Consider the following 18,009-nt stretch of genomic DNA (forward strand, 5'->3'; position numbering starts at 1 on the left):
TTTTTAATAAGATACCGGTTGCAAATTCCAGTGTTATTACAACGCAATAATTCTGTCGGCTAAACTTAGTAACCTCTCATTGCTACTATGGCTTACTAATATAATGGTTTTAGTGCCTTTTATACCACCAAGTAATTTAATTATTTTGCCTTCTGTGGAACTATCTACACTTGATGTAATTTCATCGAGTACTAGTACGTCAGCATCCTGTACTATAGCTCTTGCTAAACTAACTCTTTGCCTTTCTCCACCTGAGAGATACTTACCTGCTTCACCAACAGGTTTTTGTAATATATCTTCACTAAAACCCAACTGTATTAACGTATTTACAGCTAAATTACGTTTTTCAGCAGCAACCAGTTGCTTAGTTTCTGGGTATAAAACATTTTCTATTAGGCTTAAATCATGCAAAAAACTGCCCTGATTGGCATAGGTAAAAACAGTAGGTTTGGTTGAATTCACTTTGATACTGCCATTATGGATGTTTTTAAGACCTAAAATTACTTTAAGTAAACTAGATTTACCCTTGCCACTTTCACCTTTAATTATTACAAATTCATTATTAGCTATACTTAAGTTAAAATCTTTAAATAAGCTTGTATTGTTTACCACTAACTCAGCGTTGTTAATGTTTATTACTTCGTCAAATGTTTGTTTATCACTAATTACTTTATACTTTTTTGCCTCATGTTCATTAAGCAAGGTACAAACCTCATTAGCCGAAACAAGGCTACGCTGTATTACTTGATAATACTTTGTAAGGTTGTTAATAGGGGCATAAAACCTTTTACCATATAGCACTATAATAGGGAATGAACCAAGGGGTATCTCCCCTCTACTAATTAGTGTTACACAGTAAATTAATGCTAATGATACACCCGTTACTTTTAGTAAGCTTTCTATTACAAAATATAAACAAAGGGTTTTGTTAGATTTATTACTAAACTCAAAAAGCTTATCGTTAGCAGTTTTAAATAGCTTTTTTTCGTATGATTCACCTTTAAAAACCTTTATTATATCTATACCACTAACAGCTTGGTCAATAAATCTACCCATTTTATGCTCCTGATTTATAGCCTGTTGGGAGTAAGATCTTTGCATTTTACCAGTTTTAATGCTGAATAAAAATAGCATAGGAGTAAGTGCAAGTAAAATTAAAAAAATTTTATAATTTATTAAACATATAAATACGGAAATCCAAAGTAGGTCAAATAAATCAGTCCCTAAAGAGAATAACGAGTGACTAAAAATATAATCTAATTTGCTGACATTATTAAGTATGTTATATAAAATACTGCTTCGTTTATGATTCTCAAAATAGCTATAGTCTAATAAAAGTAACTTATTAAACATACTTTTACGTATTTTGTTAATGATTTTATTAGCAAAAAACATTGCTAAATAACAATATAAGTTTCTTATTATAGATGAAAGCACAGAAACTAAAATATAAAGAATTAAACAAATGATTGGTAAATTAATATTTTGAAAGATGTTACTTATATAGGTTATTAAATTTATTAACAAACCTGGGTTTTGGAGCTTTGAACCAGCTATAAAATTAGTCAATTGACCAATAAACTGAGTAGGTATAACTGATACCAGTGAAGAAACCACCCCAAGTATTATTAATAATATAAAGAATATTGGTTTAACATTAGCCTGAGAAAACAGGGTTTTTAGGTTTTTAAGGTCTTTTTTAGTCATAATAGCTCCTAAGTAAAAATCTGGACTTACTTATTCGACATAAAATAACGTTTTCATTCTTTATATTGAAAAATTTAATTTTTTAGGTGAGTACTTGAACGACACAGAGGTCGTTCACTACAAACAAACATATATGTATCTAAATAAACACTAACTAAAAGCGTCTGGCTAACCTGCTGGTGGGGTCCAGAAGAGTGTCACGTTGTGACATGAAGTACCTGCGGTATGAAGTTTTGCTTCACAAAATGAAGTGCCTATCTTAACAAGCAAAACCTAAAAATCTCTAGTTTACCTCACAGTGGGGTCTGGCCTCATTTACACTAACTTAAACTTGATAATATCTATTACCTAAATTTACATAGGAAAACTTGATATAAGCTAGAGGCCTGACACCTGTTGTAATTAAAGACCTAGTTAAGATATAAAATTACTTAATAATAGTCCATCAAGAAATGTCTCTTATGGCAGGTCTGCTGGGTGTTTTTAATTGGAGGTTTTTTGGTGCGATTGCTGTTTACTTGAACGACACAGAGGTCGTTCACTACAAACAAACCTCAATGTATCTATATATATTTTAACTAAAAGCTGTATCGCTAACCTGCTGGTGGGGTCCAGAAGAGTGTCACGTTGTGACATGAAGTACCTGCGGTATGAAGTTTTGCTTCACAAAATGAAGTGCCTATCGGCATGAAGTGTTACTATGTAACATGATCAAAAATATACAAGGTTATTAACAAGCAAAACCTAAAAATCTCTAGTTTACCTCACGGTGGGGTCTGGCCTCATTTACACTAGCTTGAACTTAATAATATCTATTACCTAAATTTACATAGGATAACTTGATATAAGCTAGAGGCCTGACACCTGTTGTAATTAAAGACTAAAGTTATACAAACGGCTTGTTATAAAGGTGTTTGCTTTTCACAGAGCATATAGATAATCGATTTCACAAGCCTTCGGCTTGCTAGTTTTTATGTAAGAAACGGATTACAATAGCCAGTTGTTAATACGGGACACATCATTCGCGTACAGCCTTCCACCACGATGCAAATAGACATTGAGATATAAGCTATAAAGTTACTTAATAATAGTCCATCAAGAAATGTCCCTTATGGCAGGTCTGCTGGGTGTTTTTAATTGGAGGTTTTTTGGTGCGATTGCTGTTTACTTGAACGACACAGAGGTCGTTCACTACAAACAAACCTCAATGTATCTATATATATTCTAACTATAAGCGTCTGGCTTTCCTCACGGTGGGATCTGGCCTCAACAGGAATAACTTTACCAAACCATAATAATAGTGAATACACAATGGGGCTGTCGAATGACAGCCCCGTTAGTTGGCGTTCCCGGCGGGATTCGAACCCACGACCTACTGCTTAGGAGGCAGTCGCTCTATCCTGCTGAGCTACGGAAACATATTTTATTTTAAGATGTGACCACGGTTTTAAACACCCTAACAACATCCTATATAGCTACTTAAACAGTGTTACTCTATTTTTTTAAGTTGCACGTTATTTAATTAGCATATAATATTGTAAACTGCAATTGCAATTGTGTCAATTGCACATTAAAGCTAATGTACACTAATTTGTTTATTTATCATACATTTGCTTTAACTTTTCAGCAGATATAAAACATTTTCTTGGTAATCGTTTTTTACCAGGCTTTTTACTACTAGAAAACGTGTCTTTAAGGGTTCTATACCAAAAGCCTTTTAGTTTAGTTATAGGGCTATTAGTTAATTTAAATGTTTGAAAACCTTTTCTGCTTATTAATGCATACAAAACTGTTTCACAATAAAAGGCTTTTATGTCTTTATACTCTTTATTTAGGGCTTTGGCTATTAGTTTTAATTCATAGTCGATAAGGTTATAGAGATTTGCCATAGAGTTATCTAAATCTATAACATGGGTATTATTCACATGCAACTCAGCCACTAAATCACCTTTTTTTATAACTGTATTATCCTTTAATAAGTACTCTTTTCCTTTATAGTTATGAATATCAATTAAAAATACTTTTTGCTCTGAGTTAGGTATCGGTTTCCAATTATTAAACAAAGAGAACACATACTCAAATGGAACAAGTAGTGCTCTAAAAATTTTTTTACTCATAACCAACACTCTCTCTTAAGGTAACAAATTCTAGTCCTTTGTCTTTAAGCTCGGTAATGACTTGTTTAACAGATTGTATTGTGCGTAACGGAGCTTCTTTGGCTTTACTACTGTCATGTAATAAAACTATATCTCCACCTTTTATTGTGTTTGTTAATAACTCTCTTATATCTTTTACCGAAACATATTTACTCCAATCAAAAGCATGTTTAGACCAATAAACGGCGTTTAAACCATACTTTTTAAGATAATAACCAGTAAACATATTAAATAATCCCCAAGGTGGTCTAAAGAACTTAGGGTCTACCCCTATATCCTGCAAAGTTTTTAGGCTTCGCTCAAAGTCTTTTTTAGTAGCTTTAGGAGTCATTAGCCAATGGCATTTATGACTATAAGAATGTAACCCAATTTCGTGACCACAGGCTTGACTCATTTTAACTATACTTGGATTTTTAGCGGCCTTTTCACCAACCACAAAAAAGGTTGCCTTAACATCTTGTTCTGCTAATGTTTCAAGAAGTTGATATGTGTATTTTTCGTCTGGTCCATCATCAAATGTTAAAGCAATTTGCTTTGTGTTTGGTATTTTACGAATAACTCTTTTAGATAGTACTCGGTCCCAAAATGAGGGAATAACACTATATACCGTACTAGCTAGAATAACTGAATTCCAAATTGACATCCCTACACCTCCCAAATAACTCACAATATACCTAATTTATAGTGGAAAATGCCCTTTGACAATATGCATTGTATATTCTACTCTTACTATTTTTTTATGTCAATCGATGTAAGTTTTATTTGCGTTTGACATATAGTAAAATATCAATCTACATCAATTACCAATTATAGATAATTAATAATTAAACACATTTTTTTCTTTTCCTTTATTAATATGCGATAGCTTGGCAAATTATTGTTAATGATAATAATTATTATTATGCTGCGTAGTATATTTACCCTTTTATAAGCGAGGATTAACGCTTTTTAAAAAAAAATTTTATATTATTATATTTTTTTTACTATCTCTAAGTTATCTCAAAAGCAGTTTAAAAGTTAAAAGAGCCGCATAGCGACCCTTTTATATTAGTTTTAGTTTTTTGCAAGCTTTATAAAATCCATCATTTTGTATTGTATCTGTTACTAAATCGGCTACCTCTTTTAGTGCATCTGGACTATTACCCATTGCTACTCCACATGCTGTACCAGTTACCATCTCTAGATCGTTGTAACTATCTCCAAAAGCTATTGTTTGATTTATGTCTTCATTAAAGTAGTTAATTACCTGTTTTATACCACTAAACTTAGAGATATCTTTGTTGAGTATCTCAAATATTTGATCGCTCCAATGTTTAATGCTTATTTTACTATTTTTATTAACGCTAATGATTTTATTTAGTTCACAGCCAAAAATCATAAAAAAGTAGTATGAACGCATCTGATTATCTAACTGAACAATGTACTTTTCAAAACTATCAACACTGTTAGCATGTCCTGGCCTCATTTTATCTCGTATAAACAATCTTATTTCTCCAGTAGGATCATTGCTATAGATATAATCAGTATCTAAGCCATATAAGGATTTATTTTGCTTTAATAAATTATCTATAATTGGTTGTAGCTCATTTGAGTTAATGGGGTCATCATATATTACTTTGTTTTCAGCTATTACCATGTGCCCATTAAAACATACAGCATTACTAATTTTCAGTTCTTTCATTAATTTTTCAACCTGAAAATGTGATCGCCCACTAGACAAAGTGATACGGTGACCATTTTTATGTAATTGGGTTATGGCTTCATAAGAGCTAGTTGGTATATAACTTTTGTTTTTGTCGTGTACTATAAGGGTATCGTCACAGTCTATAAATATTGATTTTTTCATTTTTTTACCTGCTTAATTTTTTAAATATAATGCATATTTACCGTAAGCTTTTATATTTATTATTTTTATATTATAGCCTAAAATTATGTATAGTAATAGTTTTTTGCTAGATTAAAACAAAAAAGGTTGCCTAGAATTTTCTAGTTAACCCTTTAGTTTTATTATGATTATTCTTTTATTGATACATTTCATTTAAAATCCTGGCTAAAATTGTTCTTGGCAAAATAACAGGTTTATTAGTGATTTTTTTCACCATATTTTTCATTTCAACTGAGTAACCTAAGCAGTTTAAATAAATTAAGTTAATCTCGTTATCCTTAAAAACTGTTACAGCTTTTGCTAAATCACTCTCTGAATCATAAGGAGAAGCAGCTACTGATATTGCAGTTATGCCTAAAGCTTTCCAGACTTTGTTGTTTTTTTCTATTTGATTTTTAGAAGGCAAGATATTTCCTATAGTTCCTTTACCTACTAAATCATATACTATACTATTTAATATTTTAGAAGGATCAATAAGGGGTATATCATGTTTAAATTCTGGAAAATCATTAGTGCATAACATTAGAATCGCTTTGCAATTATTATTTTGCAATTTATTTATACAATTTTGGACAAGTGGAAGTATTTTTTGCTCCGATAATGTTACCGATTTACCATCACGCATGCGTGAAACCAATACCTTACAATGTTTAGTTGGCGCAAATTTTTCAGTAATTTCATCATATGAATAATTGTCTACTGCTCCACATTCAACTATTTCGATATGCGGGTTTAATATACTGCTTATATCCCCTGTAATATCTACTCGTGGTGTTTGGCCAATAGTAATAGCTCCAATTCTAATTTTCTCCATACCTAATCTCCTATTCGTTGGTATTATAAATCTTCTAAAATCCTACCTACCATTGTACGTGAACATAAGACTGGGCGTCCAGTGATTTTTCTTACATGTTGTTTCATATCCTGTGAAAAACCAATGCTATCTAGTATTATTATTGACACATTTGTCTCTACTAATATTTGTGAAGCTTTTTCAATATCTGTTAAATCACCGTATGGAGACGCAGCCACAATAACTGTTTGAATTTTGCGATTTATCCATTGGTCTTTACATAGATTAATTTGACTCTGTTCAGATACAATTACACCAATGGGGCCATTTTCAATTAACTCACTGGTTATGCTTCTTAACAAAGTACAAGGTTTAAACAATGGAACACTGTGTTCATAATGCGGAAATATACCTGTACATAAAAGAATTATAGCATCACAACCATTTTGCTCGAGTTCAGTTATACAGCTTTGAATTAAACTATGTATTTTATCTCTACATACTCGTATTTGTCTACCATCTTTCATTTTAGTTACTAGGGTAAAACTATTTTCATTAGGAGAAAACTTTGTTATTACTTCCTCGTAGGTAAAAGGGTCAAGTACTCCTCTTTCCATATGTACAAACTTTTGTTTGCATTTACTGAAAATTTCAGATGTAACATCTGGTCTTGGAGACTGACCTATAGTAATCATCCCAACTTTTTTCACTTTCTTTTTGACTCCTCTCAGGATTATCCCTGTTTAATAGAAAAAAAACTATCAACTTACATAAATTAATGTATAATTTTAATACTTTTATTTAAGATATTATTCTTTAACAAAAGTTTAAAAGAACAATTTTAAACAACCTTGCCATTAAAGAATTATACACCATTACTACATGTAAGTTGAAGTATTTTTTTTAATATTGTAACTTTTTTTGCTAATTTTTTATATATTTTATGAAAAGATACTTTAAATTTAGTTTGTATTTATAGTTTTTTTAAATTTTCTAAATTTTCACCCAATATATAATGACTAAACCAAATTAAATTTTGATGCATTATAGCTCTATTTAACCCTGGCTTATTTGGACCATGAGCCATATCCTTAAATACTATTAACTTACTCTCTACCTTCATATCTTGCAAACCACGATATAACTCATAGGCATTAGCAACGGGTACTCTGTGATCTGAGTCACCATGCTGTATTAAAGTAGCAGTACAAGCAGTTTTAAGATAAGTCATGGGAGCAGTTTTCTGATATATTTCTTTATCTAGCCATGGATTAAAGCCTAAGTAGCTTCTTGTGAATAGAGGAATGTCTGTTTGAACATAATAGGTTTTCCAATCACTTACACCAGCACCAACTGAAATGGCTTTAAATCTATTGCTATACGTTGAGCAAAAGGCTGATATGTATCCACCTTGACTCCAACCCATTACCCCAACTCTGTCTTTATCTGCATAGCCTTGCTCTATTAAGTAATCTACTCCAGAGATAATATCATCATAATCTCCAAAACCTAATTTACGAAAGTTAGCAGTTTCAAACTGCTTTCCGTAGCTAGTACTTCCACGATAATTGGGCTCTAAAACTATAAATCCTTTTTCAATAAATTGCTCTATTGGATAAAGTCTATTAATTGCCTGTACTTTAAATGATGCCCACCTTGGTCCTCCATGGATATTTAACAATAAGGGATATATTTTATTGCTATCAAAGTCTTCAGGCAGAGTTAAAACTCCTCCTATTTCAATGCCCTCGGAGTTTTGCCAACTAATATGCTTTTTAATACACATTTTACGACCTGTAAACACCTGTGAGAAATTACTTAATTTTTCGTCATTTAAGTAAAGTTCAAAGGCTTGAGTTGAGTTGGCTTTGATATAACAAATATAATTACCACACTTAGATGATGAAGCATCTCTTACATATAAATCATCATCTCCATAAAGGTTTTGAATTTCACCTTGTTCGTTCATTTTAGCTAATATGTAGTTGGCCTTGTATTGGTACTTTATTAATATGCTCTTTTCATTCCATGATATTGGATAAATGTTTAAATCAGAATTTTTTAAGGGTTGTATTAGCTGTTCAGTTTTTAAGTTGTAGATACATAAATTGTACTCATCAATATTATTATTATAGTATTCTTTTTCTTTTACAGATAATCTCAAGAGCAACTGTTCACTATCTGGAGAAAAGAGCAATGTAGTTCCAACTATATTATTTAACTTTAACTCTTTACTCTCTTCTGTTTTTAGGTTCTTAATTACTATTTGAAAGTTTAAATACTCTTCTACAAGTGGAGTAGGTGTTTTAGTATAAGCAATTAAGTTGTTATTATTCGCTATTACAAATTCTCTTATGTAAAACTCTCCACTAACTATTTTTTGATACTCACACTCTTCTTTCTCCTCATTTTGCTTAACTTTTTTAGGAGATTTATTAAAGTTATTTGGTTTAAAATCTACTACATAAAGGCTATTAAAAGTATGCTCTTCATTGATGTATAAAAATTCACCATAGGTTTTATTTCGTTCTTCAATTTCTTTTGCTTTTTTATTGTCTGCTAAAAAGTATAATTTATCTCCTGTAGGTGACCACTTAACATTAGAAACACTTTCATGTGATTTTGTTAATTGATAACAGCTAAAGTCCTCGGTATTAAATATGAAAATTTGTGTTTTTTTCTTATCTTTTTCACCTTTTGAAGCTAAAAAAGCCAAAAACTGACTATTTGGAGACCAAGTAATGCCTCCAGAAACTGGTTCGCAAAATATTTTTACTGATTTTTTAAGACTTTTTTGATAAAGCCATAGTTCTTTATTGTATTGGTTTTGATCCCAATCTGTGGTGTTTTTTATGTAAGCAATATTTTCACCATTATTGCTAACGGCTGATGTAAGTAAAGTTGGTAAAGATATAACCTCTTCAATTGTTAGGTATGATTTTTTCATTTTAGTCCTCCATTGTGTTTGTTTTTAAATGGCCCATAAGTAATATACGTTTTTGTTGTAATTTTCTCCTTTATTTTTACATAAGATATTATTATTTTTTTTGCTATTTATATTTAGATTTAATATAAACTACTTTTTTTGGATTAATTATAATAATTAATTTAGCTAATTACAAAATGCTTATTCAGTTAATACTAAAATTAGCTAAGATGCTTTTGCTTTTTTTAGCTAATTATTATATAATTATTAATTTTTTAGCGTACTTAAAGTTTAAAAGGACTATCTGAGTAGCAAAAAAGGATATTGCATTTATGCAATATCCTTTTAGTTAGTGTATTCTTTCTGGCATTACAAGCCAAGCTATTATATAAACAATAAATCCTGATCCATACGCCAGTATTAACAATAAAGCTACAATCCTTATTATTGTGGGATCAACTTTAAAATATTCTCCCAAACCACCACATACACCCGCTACTACTTTATTTTTGTTGGATCTATATAGTTTTTTATCTGGGTTATAGTTATAACCATTGTTATCACTGTTATATTCATTATATTCATGATCGTTCTTTTCTTGGGTATCGTAATAACTGTATCTAGTTTGATCATAGCTATATCTATTTTCGGTTTTATTTTCTTCTATGATAGTTCTTTTCTTGGTAATATCTCCTTGACGTGCTCCCCTAGGTTTATCTGGCACAATTACTGCCGCCAAGATATAGAACACCAGACCTGTTCCTAATGCAAATGCTGCAAAAACAAATCCTAGTCTTACTATAGCGCTATCTATTCCAAAATACTCCGCTACCCCGCCACAAACACCAGCGATAACTTTATCGTTATTAGACTTATAAAGGCGCTTATTCATTTAAACCCCTCTCTTTTTGCTGTTATTTTCTGTTTATTACTTTTTTAACTGCCTCAATGATATCTGTTGCCATTAAATTATATTCAACTAGTAGCTCATTGGGACTACCTGACTGACCAAATCTATCTCTAACACCAACCATTTGTACTGGTACTGGTTTTTGCTCTGCTAGAAGTGTTGCTACGGCACTACCTAAGCCACCTATAACACTATGCTCTTCAGCAGTTACAATTGCTCCTGTTTCCTCTGCTGCTTTTATTACAGCGCCTATATCTAGGGGTTTAACAGTGGTCATATCTAGTACTCTTACTTTAATTCCTGTTTTAGCTAACTGTTTACTAGCCTCTACTGCTTGCTGAACCATTAAACCACAAGCAATAATAGTAGCGTCATGTCCATTAGCTAATTGTTTGGCCTGACCAATTGCAAAAAATTCATCATCATTATATATTGTTTCAACACTTGGTCTACCTAATCTAATATAAACAGGACCATCAAATTCATAAGCTAATTTAATCATTTTTTTAGTTGATACTCCGTCTGCAGGAACCAATACTGTCATATTAGGAATAGCTCGCATAATAGCGATATCTTCTACAGACTGATGCGAACCTCCATCAGGACCTACAGTTACACCTGAATGAGTAGCTGCGATTTTTACATTTAAATTTGGGTAACATACTGAGTTCCTAATTTGCTCAAAGGCTCTACCTGTTGCAAATAATGCAAAAGAACTAACAAAAGGCACTTTACCTGCTGCCGCTAAACCTGCAGCAACACCAATCATATTAGCTTCAGCAATTCCTGTACTAAAAAAACGATTAGGAAACTCTTTTTTAAATAAGGCTGTTTTAGTTGATTTAGATAAATCCGCATCTAGAACAATTATATTCTCATGGTTTTTACCAAGCTCAACTAGGGCCTTACCATATGCTTCTCTGGTAGCCATTTTACTCATGTTTTTTACCCCCTAATTCGTTTAAAGCCTGTGTAACTTGTTCAGTAGATGGTGCATTACCATGCCAACCAGCTTCATTCTCCATAAAGCTAACACCCTTACCTTTAATGGTGCTTGCAATAATGATAGATGGTTTATCTTCTACTAATTTTGCTTGATTAACAGCATTACAAATCTGCTCAAAATCATGTCCATTTATTTCTAAAACATGCCAACCAAATGAGCTCCATTTTTCTGGTAATGGGTCTATTCCCATAACATCCTGAACTTTGCCATCAATTTGCAAACCGTTAAAATCTAAAAATACTATTAATTTACCTAATTTATTATGTGAAGCAAACATTGCAGCTTCCCAAATTTGACCCTCTTGAACTTCTCCATCTCCAAGAATAGAATATGTATAATATTCTTTGTTATCAATTTTGCCTGCTAATGCCATTCCTACAGCAGTAGATAAGCCTTGACCTAATGAGCCAGTAGACATCTCTACACCTGCAAGTTTCTTCATATCTGGATGTCCCTGTAATGGGCTACCTAGTTTTCTTAAGGTTTTAAGTTCCTTAATATCAAAGTATTCACGCATAGCCAAAGCTGAATACAATACTGGTGCTGCGTGTCCCTTGCTTAATACAAACCGATCTCGCTCTGCCCACTCTGGTTCTTGAGGTTTAATATTCATTAACTTAAAATAGAGCGCTGTAACTATATCTGCTGAAGATAATGAACCACCAGGATGACCTGACCCTGCTTCGCCAATCATTGATACTATATTACGACGCATCTCTTGGGCTATATCCATAAGCTTTTCGTTTTGATAACTCATTGAACATCCCTCCATTAGTTTATTTTTACGTATATAAGTTAACATACTTACTTAAGTTCTTCAATGATTTCCAAAAAACTTATCTTTAATTATGGATAATCCAAACTTAGGCAAAGCAGTTGCCCTACCTATTCTTTTAGGGTCTGTTACCAATCTATAAGCCCATTCCATGCCCATTTTCTGCCAACGCTCTGGGGCTCTTTTTAATACACCTGCTAAATGATCAAAGCTTCCACCTAATCCAATAGCAACCTTTACTGGTAACTTAGCTAAGTTTTCATTTATCCAATACTCTTGAGTTGGACAACCTAAACACACTAATAGTAAATCTGGCTCTAAGGCTTTTATATCATTAATTATTTCAACTTCTAATTCTTTATCAAAATAACCATCAGAATAACCTTTAATAACTACACCCGGATACAATCTTTTTATTTCAAAGGTAGCCGCTGACACTACCTCTGGCTTGGCTCCTAATAGATATACTGATTTTTCAGTATTGTTCATTAAGCTAAATAACTCATGCATTAAATCATAACCAGTAACTCGCTCAGGTAGCGAGTCTCCCAGTATTTTAGAGGCCCACACTACTCCTATACCGTCAGCAGTAACTAGGGAAGCCTTTTGTAAAATTCGCTTTAGTTTTAAATCGCTCTTGGTTTTATATAGTACTTCACTATTGGCTGTAACTATATGCTGGCGCATTTTGCCCTCATTTATCCAAGAGTTGATTAATTGTGCTGTATTCTTCAGCGTGCTCTTATAAATTGGAATATCACTAATTATACATACGTCTTTAATCATTACAATCCCCCAACGCTAAACTTGTTGCAATTTGAATTGCCTGCCATGCCTCTTGCTGTAGTTGTGTTGCTTTCTCAATAACTTGTTGTTTATTACCCTCAACATCATTAAGTATTTTACCCAAATTCTCAACAATTTTACTTGCTTTTAAATCTTTAGTAGTTCCTATTGCTGTTTTAGCAAGCCTCTCTAAAAAGGCGTCAATTTTAGGGTCATAACTTATACCTATGATGTTTACTCCTTGGCGGGCAGCAAATATTAATGAATGTAATCTCATGCCTATCATTACATCTAGTTGCTGACAAATTCCTAGTAACTCATCTGCGCGATATTGGTTCTGCAAAATATAAACATGGCTATACTCATTCATTAAATTACTTACTTGCAAAACAACCTCATAATCTCTGCTATGTTCAAACGGTAAAAATATTATTTGGGCATTATATTTTTTAATTATTTCATCTAGTGCCTTGGCAATTTCTTTAACATAGTGTTCTTGGCCTTGCCAAGGCCTTACAGACACTCCAATCCATGGTCCATTTTCATTAAATGGTATATGCTCTTCTATTAATATCTCTTTAACCCGTTGTTTTGCTACAGGCTGTAAAAAAAACACAGGGTCAGCTGTTAGTCTAACATTAGATAAACCAATTTCATGTAAGAGGTCCGCAGATTGCTGATCTCTTACAGTAATACTATTTACCCCAGTTAATGTTCTTTTAATCATATTCGCAAGCATTTTGCTATTAACAGGCCCTACTCCTTGAGAAAAGAACATAATAGGAACTTTCATTAGCTTTGCCATTTTTATTATACTTAAATAATATGGAATGGTTAAAGAGCCAGTTGCGTCTTGCAACAGGCTGCCTCCACCACTTATTAATAAATCTGCTTTATTTAACTCAAACATTAAGCGAGTATAGTTTACCCGACTAAGTGCTCTAACATTATACAGTTTTCTTGTCTCTTCTGGATTGCCCGATAAAACCACCAAGTCAACATTAGGAATAGTTTGTTTTAAACCATCTATTATTGAACACAAAATAGCTTCATCTCCAGCATTATTAAATCCATAATAACCTGATAGTAATATTTTAGTCAGATTAATCACCTCAATAACTTATTCAATAGCCTCGAAAATACCTGTTTTTGATATTAATTCATAAATAATAATAAAAATAGCACTTACAATAATACCAACCCAAATACCATTAAAGCTTGTTAACAAAGCCATCCATAAAGGTTTATGCAGGTGGGCAAAGGTATTAACCATAGACGCTAAACCTATTGAACCAATAGTTAATGGTATTAAAATATGTTTCTTTTTCATCTGTAACCAAGCAGCTAGAACTATCATGGGAATTCCTAATGCAAATTCTTTAAACCTAGGTCTGGCAACTAGTATTCTCTGCAACACTGCTCTAATTTTAAGCTCTATTCCAGAAACTCCAACCGAGGGATTATTGCCAGATCTTATTACTAACAAACCTAAAGCAATTACAGCAATGCCAGCTAAAAGAGCATGGTACATTTTTATATTCATGTTTAGCAAATTTGCTATATTGTTTTTTGTATCATTATCGAGTACTAATATTAAGAATGTTAAGGGTATAGGCATAAGTAATGCTATTTTAACCATGGGGAATACATCAATTGATGTCATAAATCTTAAGGTTGCTAGAGAACCATGTACATATATTCCACCCATTAGGGTTATGCCAAATACCACTAAGAGTTTTTTAATTAACCCTAGTTTACTTTGCACATTGTTCATCCACAAAAATCCTACTACAATTGCTAAAGTAGGAAAAACAATAGCAGCTGTTAAGGCAACTATTTTTTGCATTAGGAGATGGTAAGATGTTAAGACAAAGCTTGCACCTAAAACTCCAACAATGCCTATAATTAATAATATAAATGTAAGTTTTTGGGCATTTTTAAATACCTGTAAAAATAATAGCAAAAAGGCACAACCTACGCCTATACTTATTAAAGCAAGCACCCATTTAGGTAAAGTTAATCTACCTGGTACAGCTGAAATAGAACTATTACTTTTTGAAATAGCTGTAAGTTTACTAAAGTACTCTTTATTAAATTCTATTGATTTAGAAAAAGGTCTTATATAAAAGATATGAACGTTGCGATCATTATAAGCAAGCCGATATCTTTCAACTACATTATGCATAACTGCATCGTTAGCTACGCTATTATATCGCTCTTTCCATTCATCGTTACTAATGCTATGAACCCTTGCTAAATTGTATTTAAGGTAGGTAGCTAGTTTTTTATCTCCTTTAATTGTTGCCATTTCAACATGACCATACAGAGGAAAACTGTTTTTATCACTGTCTTTTGTTTGTAGTTGCTCTGCTGTGAGAGATAAAAATCCTTCGCCACTGCCAACAGGCATTCCCAATATTCCTTCTTTACCAGCAAAAATTATTGTTTTAGCACTAAATTCAGTTTTCATGTATTCAAAGTAATTTATAAATGCTTGTTTATCTTCTTTACTATAGGCAGCATTAAAGGGCCGGGGTACAATATTGAAGCTGTTAGCTTTAAGTGTTTTTATTGTTTTGGGGTCAAATCCTAACCCATTAATAGGTAAAGCTTTAGAGTTTTTTATTTCAATAATAGCTTTGTTATTATCTATATCATGTTTGGTAACCCTTTTATCTCCATATTTATTTAACCCTGCAGTATACAACTCTTTAGCTCTTTGCTCAGAGGCAACTAACAAGTAGATGTTTTCTTCAATAATATTGGACTTAGTTAAATATTGTGTAAAAGCATTATTGTTTAGATTTAGGTTAATTTGCTTTAATAAATCAAAACCCAAATGTGCTGAAACCTGTTCGTCTTCACTAAAGAATCCTTGTAAGCCATCTTTTTTGTCGTTATATAATGGCAACTCAGTGATAGCTACAAAGTTAATATTGCTGTCTTTGGCTGCAATTAAGATATCCTCAAGGGCATTACCAGTACTATTACTGTAATCTACCAATGAGTCATAATCTAAGACTGCAAGTAAATTTTTATCCTTAACCTGTTGCACATAATCTTGTGAGGTTAATACTAAAGCCGCTATCAGACCTAATATAACCCCCGCAAGTAATATTTTTTAAGTGATTTCATTTTTAGTTCACCTTATTCTCTTAGTTTAATGCTGAATTAGAAGTAATATTTATTCCATCTTCTTTCACTACTACACTATTTATGTAAATAGGAGGATTAGTATTATTAAATAGTATTGTTTTTGTATACATTACCTCTAATTGATTTATTACCTCTTCTGGTATCTGTTTATCTGTTGCTATTTCAAAATCATAAGCAGAAGCCTGCAGTGATGACCAATCTTTGTTAGTTAATTTTAGTTTAAACTTAATTGGTAGATTTAACTCTTTTTGAGTGCCTGATACCCCAGAAATCTGCAAATAGCCGTCTCTACCCTGAACTGTCATTTCATTAAGGCTTTTATATAGACCCTGCAATAATTTAGCCATATCGCTTATAGCTACATTCATATCAAGGGTTATAACAGGGCTATCTTTTAGCTCTATTTTGTGCTGTTTGAGGGTTTTAAATATATCTATTTGCCCTTTGTCTGCTTTTAAAGAGTAGCTTTTGACCGTTAAATTTCCAACCATTAAATTTGAGCCATTAATTTCAAAACTATTGAATTTACCAGCTAATAATTGAAAAGTATTGGCTTTTAAATCTACGTTATTAGTAGTATCAGCATTAATAAATTTATTTATGTTTTTAGACAAATACATCTCTGCTGCAATAGGTGGCACAAACCATATTAGTACTATTACTGCAACTACAGAACATAATATCCAAGTAGTGGCTTTACTCTTTTTATTTAGTTTTGGCTCTGCTACTTGTTTAACACTATCATTCATTTTATGGCCTCCTACTTTATTAATTAGGCTTTGTTTTATTTTGTGTTTTCCATTTTAGGTAACCAGCTATAAACTGTGATACATCTCCATCCATCACAGCATCTGTGTTACCAGTTTCTATATTGGTTCTATGGTCTTTTACCATTGCATAGGGGTGAAATACATAAGATCTAATTTGATTACCCCAAGCAATATCGCTCACCTCTCCGCGCATTTTTGCTAAAGCCATTTCCTGCTCTTGTAGCTCTTTTTCATATAGCTTTGACTTTAAAAATCTCATAGCTGTATTTTTGTTAGAATGCTGTGATCTTTCATTTTGGCACTGCACTACAATACCCGAAGGTAGGTGGGTTATTCTAATAGCTGACTCTGTTTTATTAACATGTTGCCCACCTGCTCCACTAGCCCGATAGGTTTCAATTCTTAAATCTTCTGTTTTTATTTCTATGTTTATATCATCATCTAGTTCAGGCATAACCTCTACTGAAGCAAATGAAGTATGTCTTCTACCTGAGGAATCAAAAGGTGATAATCTAACTAAGCGATGAACTCCACGTTCAGCTTTTAAATAGCCATAGGCATTATTTCCTTTAATAAGTAACGTGGCATCTTTTATGCCGGCCTCTGGATCTGGTTGATAATCCCAAAATTCTACTTTGAAGCCTTGCTCTTCAGCCCATCTGGTATACATTCTTAATAACATTGCCGCCCAATCCTGAGATTCAGTGCCACCTGCACCAGGATGCAGGCTAAGAATCGCATTGTTATGATCATACGGCTCGGTTAATAAAACAGCTAACTCAGCTTTATTTAAGTCTACTTCTATGGAATTTAACAAAGCTGTTAAAGTATGTTCTATTTCTTCCTCGGGCTCATCTATATAAAACTGCAAGTATTCCTTGGCATCATTAATTTTGGTTTCAAGATCTCTGTAAATAGCAATATTAGCTTTAGTATTGCTCACTGCTTGAGTTGTTTTAAGAGCCTGTTCTTGTTTATCCCAAAAACCTACTTGACTCATTTGCTCTTCCAACTTTTTTAGATTAGCTACTAAAGAAGGAAAGTCAAAGTAACTCACCAATTTCTAATAACTTTGATTCAAACCCTTCTAGCTGTTTTATAACTAGCGATGTTTCAATCATGTAATCACCTCTTTATTA

At 32.4% G+C, this 18,009-nt stretch carries 15 protein-coding genes and 1 tRNA gene; all 16 read right to left on the minus strand.

The window, feature by feature from the left end:
- Positions 1-36: 36 nt before the first annotated feature.
- The 16 genes from IMX26_RS09160 to prfB all read right to left on the minus strand — a co-directional run bounded on the left by IMX26_RS09160 (position 37) and on the right by prfB (position 17,991).
- Positions 37-1,707: an ABC transporter ATP-binding protein gene (locus IMX26_RS09160; protein ID WP_195158090.1), complete on the minus strand. Its 1,671-nt coding sequence runs from the start codon at positions 1,705-1,707 to the stop codon at positions 37-39.
- A gap of 1,341 nt (positions 1,708-3,048) precedes the next feature.
- A tRNA-Arg gene (locus IMX26_RS09165) sits at positions 3,049-3,125 on the minus strand.
- A 177-nt stretch (positions 3,126-3,302) separates the two neighbouring features.
- Complete coding sequence (locus IMX26_RS09170) at positions 3,303-3,824, minus strand: hypothetical protein (protein ID WP_195158091.1); 522 nt, start codon at positions 3,822-3,824, stop codon at positions 3,303-3,305.
- A complete protein-coding gene (locus IMX26_RS09175) occupies positions 3,817-4,506 on the minus strand; it encodes a polysaccharide deacetylase family protein (protein ID WP_195158092.1) in 690 nt (229 codons plus the stop codon). The genes IMX26_RS09170 and IMX26_RS09175 overlap by 8 nt, the downstream gene beginning before the upstream one ends.
- A 399-nt stretch (positions 4,507-4,905) precedes the next feature.
- Entirely contained in the window at positions 4,906-5,709 is an 804-nt protein-coding gene (locus tag IMX26_RS09180) for an HAD family hydrolase (RefSeq protein WP_195158093.1), read from the minus strand.
- A gap of 175 nt (positions 5,710-5,884) precedes the next feature.
- On the minus strand, positions 5,885-6,562 hold the full coding sequence (locus IMX26_RS09185; RefSeq protein ID WP_195158094.1) for an AroM family protein: 678 nt from the start codon (positions 6,560-6,562) through the stop codon (positions 5,885-5,887).
- A gap of 23 nt (positions 6,563-6,585) precedes the next feature.
- Positions 6,586-7,251, minus strand: a complete 666-nt coding sequence (locus IMX26_RS09190) for an AroM family protein (RefSeq protein WP_195158095.1) — start codon at positions 7,249-7,251, stop codon at positions 6,586-6,588.
- A 263-nt stretch (positions 7,252-7,514) separates the two neighbouring features.
- The gene (locus IMX26_RS09195) at positions 7,515-9,488 is read right to left on the minus strand and encodes a S9 family peptidase (protein WP_195158096.1); all 1,974 of its coding nucleotides are present in this window, start codon (positions 9,486-9,488) and stop codon (positions 7,515-7,517) included.
- 328 nt (positions 9,489-9,816) lie between these two features.
- A complete protein-coding gene (locus IMX26_RS18290) occupies positions 9,817-10,359 on the minus strand; it encodes a PspC domain-containing protein (protein ID WP_347707856.1) in 543 nt (180 codons plus the stop codon).
- 22 nt (positions 10,360-10,381) lie between these two features.
- Positions 10,382-11,317, minus strand: a complete 936-nt coding sequence (locus IMX26_RS09210; protein WP_195158097.1) for a transketolase family protein — start codon at positions 11,315-11,317, stop codon at positions 10,382-10,384.
- The gene (locus IMX26_RS09215; protein ID WP_195158098.1) at positions 11,310-12,140 is read right to left on the minus strand and encodes a transketolase; all 831 of its coding nucleotides are present in this window, start codon (positions 12,138-12,140) and stop codon (positions 11,310-11,312) included. Before IMX26_RS09215 ends, IMX26_RS09210 begins: the two co-directional genes overlap by 8 nt.
- A 60-nt stretch (positions 12,141-12,200) precedes the next feature.
- The gene (locus IMX26_RS09220) at positions 12,201-12,944 is read right to left on the minus strand and encodes a WecB/TagA/CpsF family glycosyltransferase (protein ID WP_195158099.1); all 744 of its coding nucleotides are present in this window, start codon (positions 12,942-12,944) and stop codon (positions 12,201-12,203) included.
- A complete protein-coding gene (csaB, locus tag IMX26_RS09225; protein ID WP_195158100.1) occupies positions 12,937-14,055 on the minus strand; it encodes a polysaccharide pyruvyl transferase CsaB in 1,119 nt (372 codons plus the stop codon). Before csaB ends, IMX26_RS09220 begins: the two co-directional genes overlap by 8 nt.
- A gap of 9 nt (positions 14,056-14,064) precedes the next feature.
- Positions 14,065-15,999 (minus strand): DUF5693 family protein, encoded by a 1,935-nt coding sequence (locus IMX26_RS09230; RefSeq protein WP_195158101.1) that lies wholly within the window; start codon positions 15,997-15,999, stop codon positions 14,065-14,067.
- 100 nt (positions 16,000-16,099) lie between these two features.
- Positions 16,100-16,849: an LmeA family phospholipid-binding protein gene (locus IMX26_RS09235; protein WP_195158102.1), complete on the minus strand. Its 750-nt coding sequence runs from the start codon at positions 16,847-16,849 to the stop codon at positions 16,100-16,102.
- 19 nt (positions 16,850-16,868) lie between these two features.
- Positions 16,869-17,991, minus strand: a protein-coding gene (gene prfB, locus IMX26_RS09240; protein WP_347707857.1) for a peptide chain release factor 2 whose coding sequence is annotated in 2 segments (ribosomal slippage) — positions 16,869-17,915 and positions 17,917-17,991 — 1,122 coding nt in all. Because the reading frame shifts where the segments join, the coding sequence is not laid out codon by codon here.
- Between the last annotated feature and the right edge of the window lie 18 nt (positions 17,992-18,009).

The organism is Clostridium sp. 'deep sea' (assembly GCF_014931565.1).
Taxonomy (GTDB): domain Bacteria; phylum Bacillota; class UBA994; order PWPR01; family PWPR01.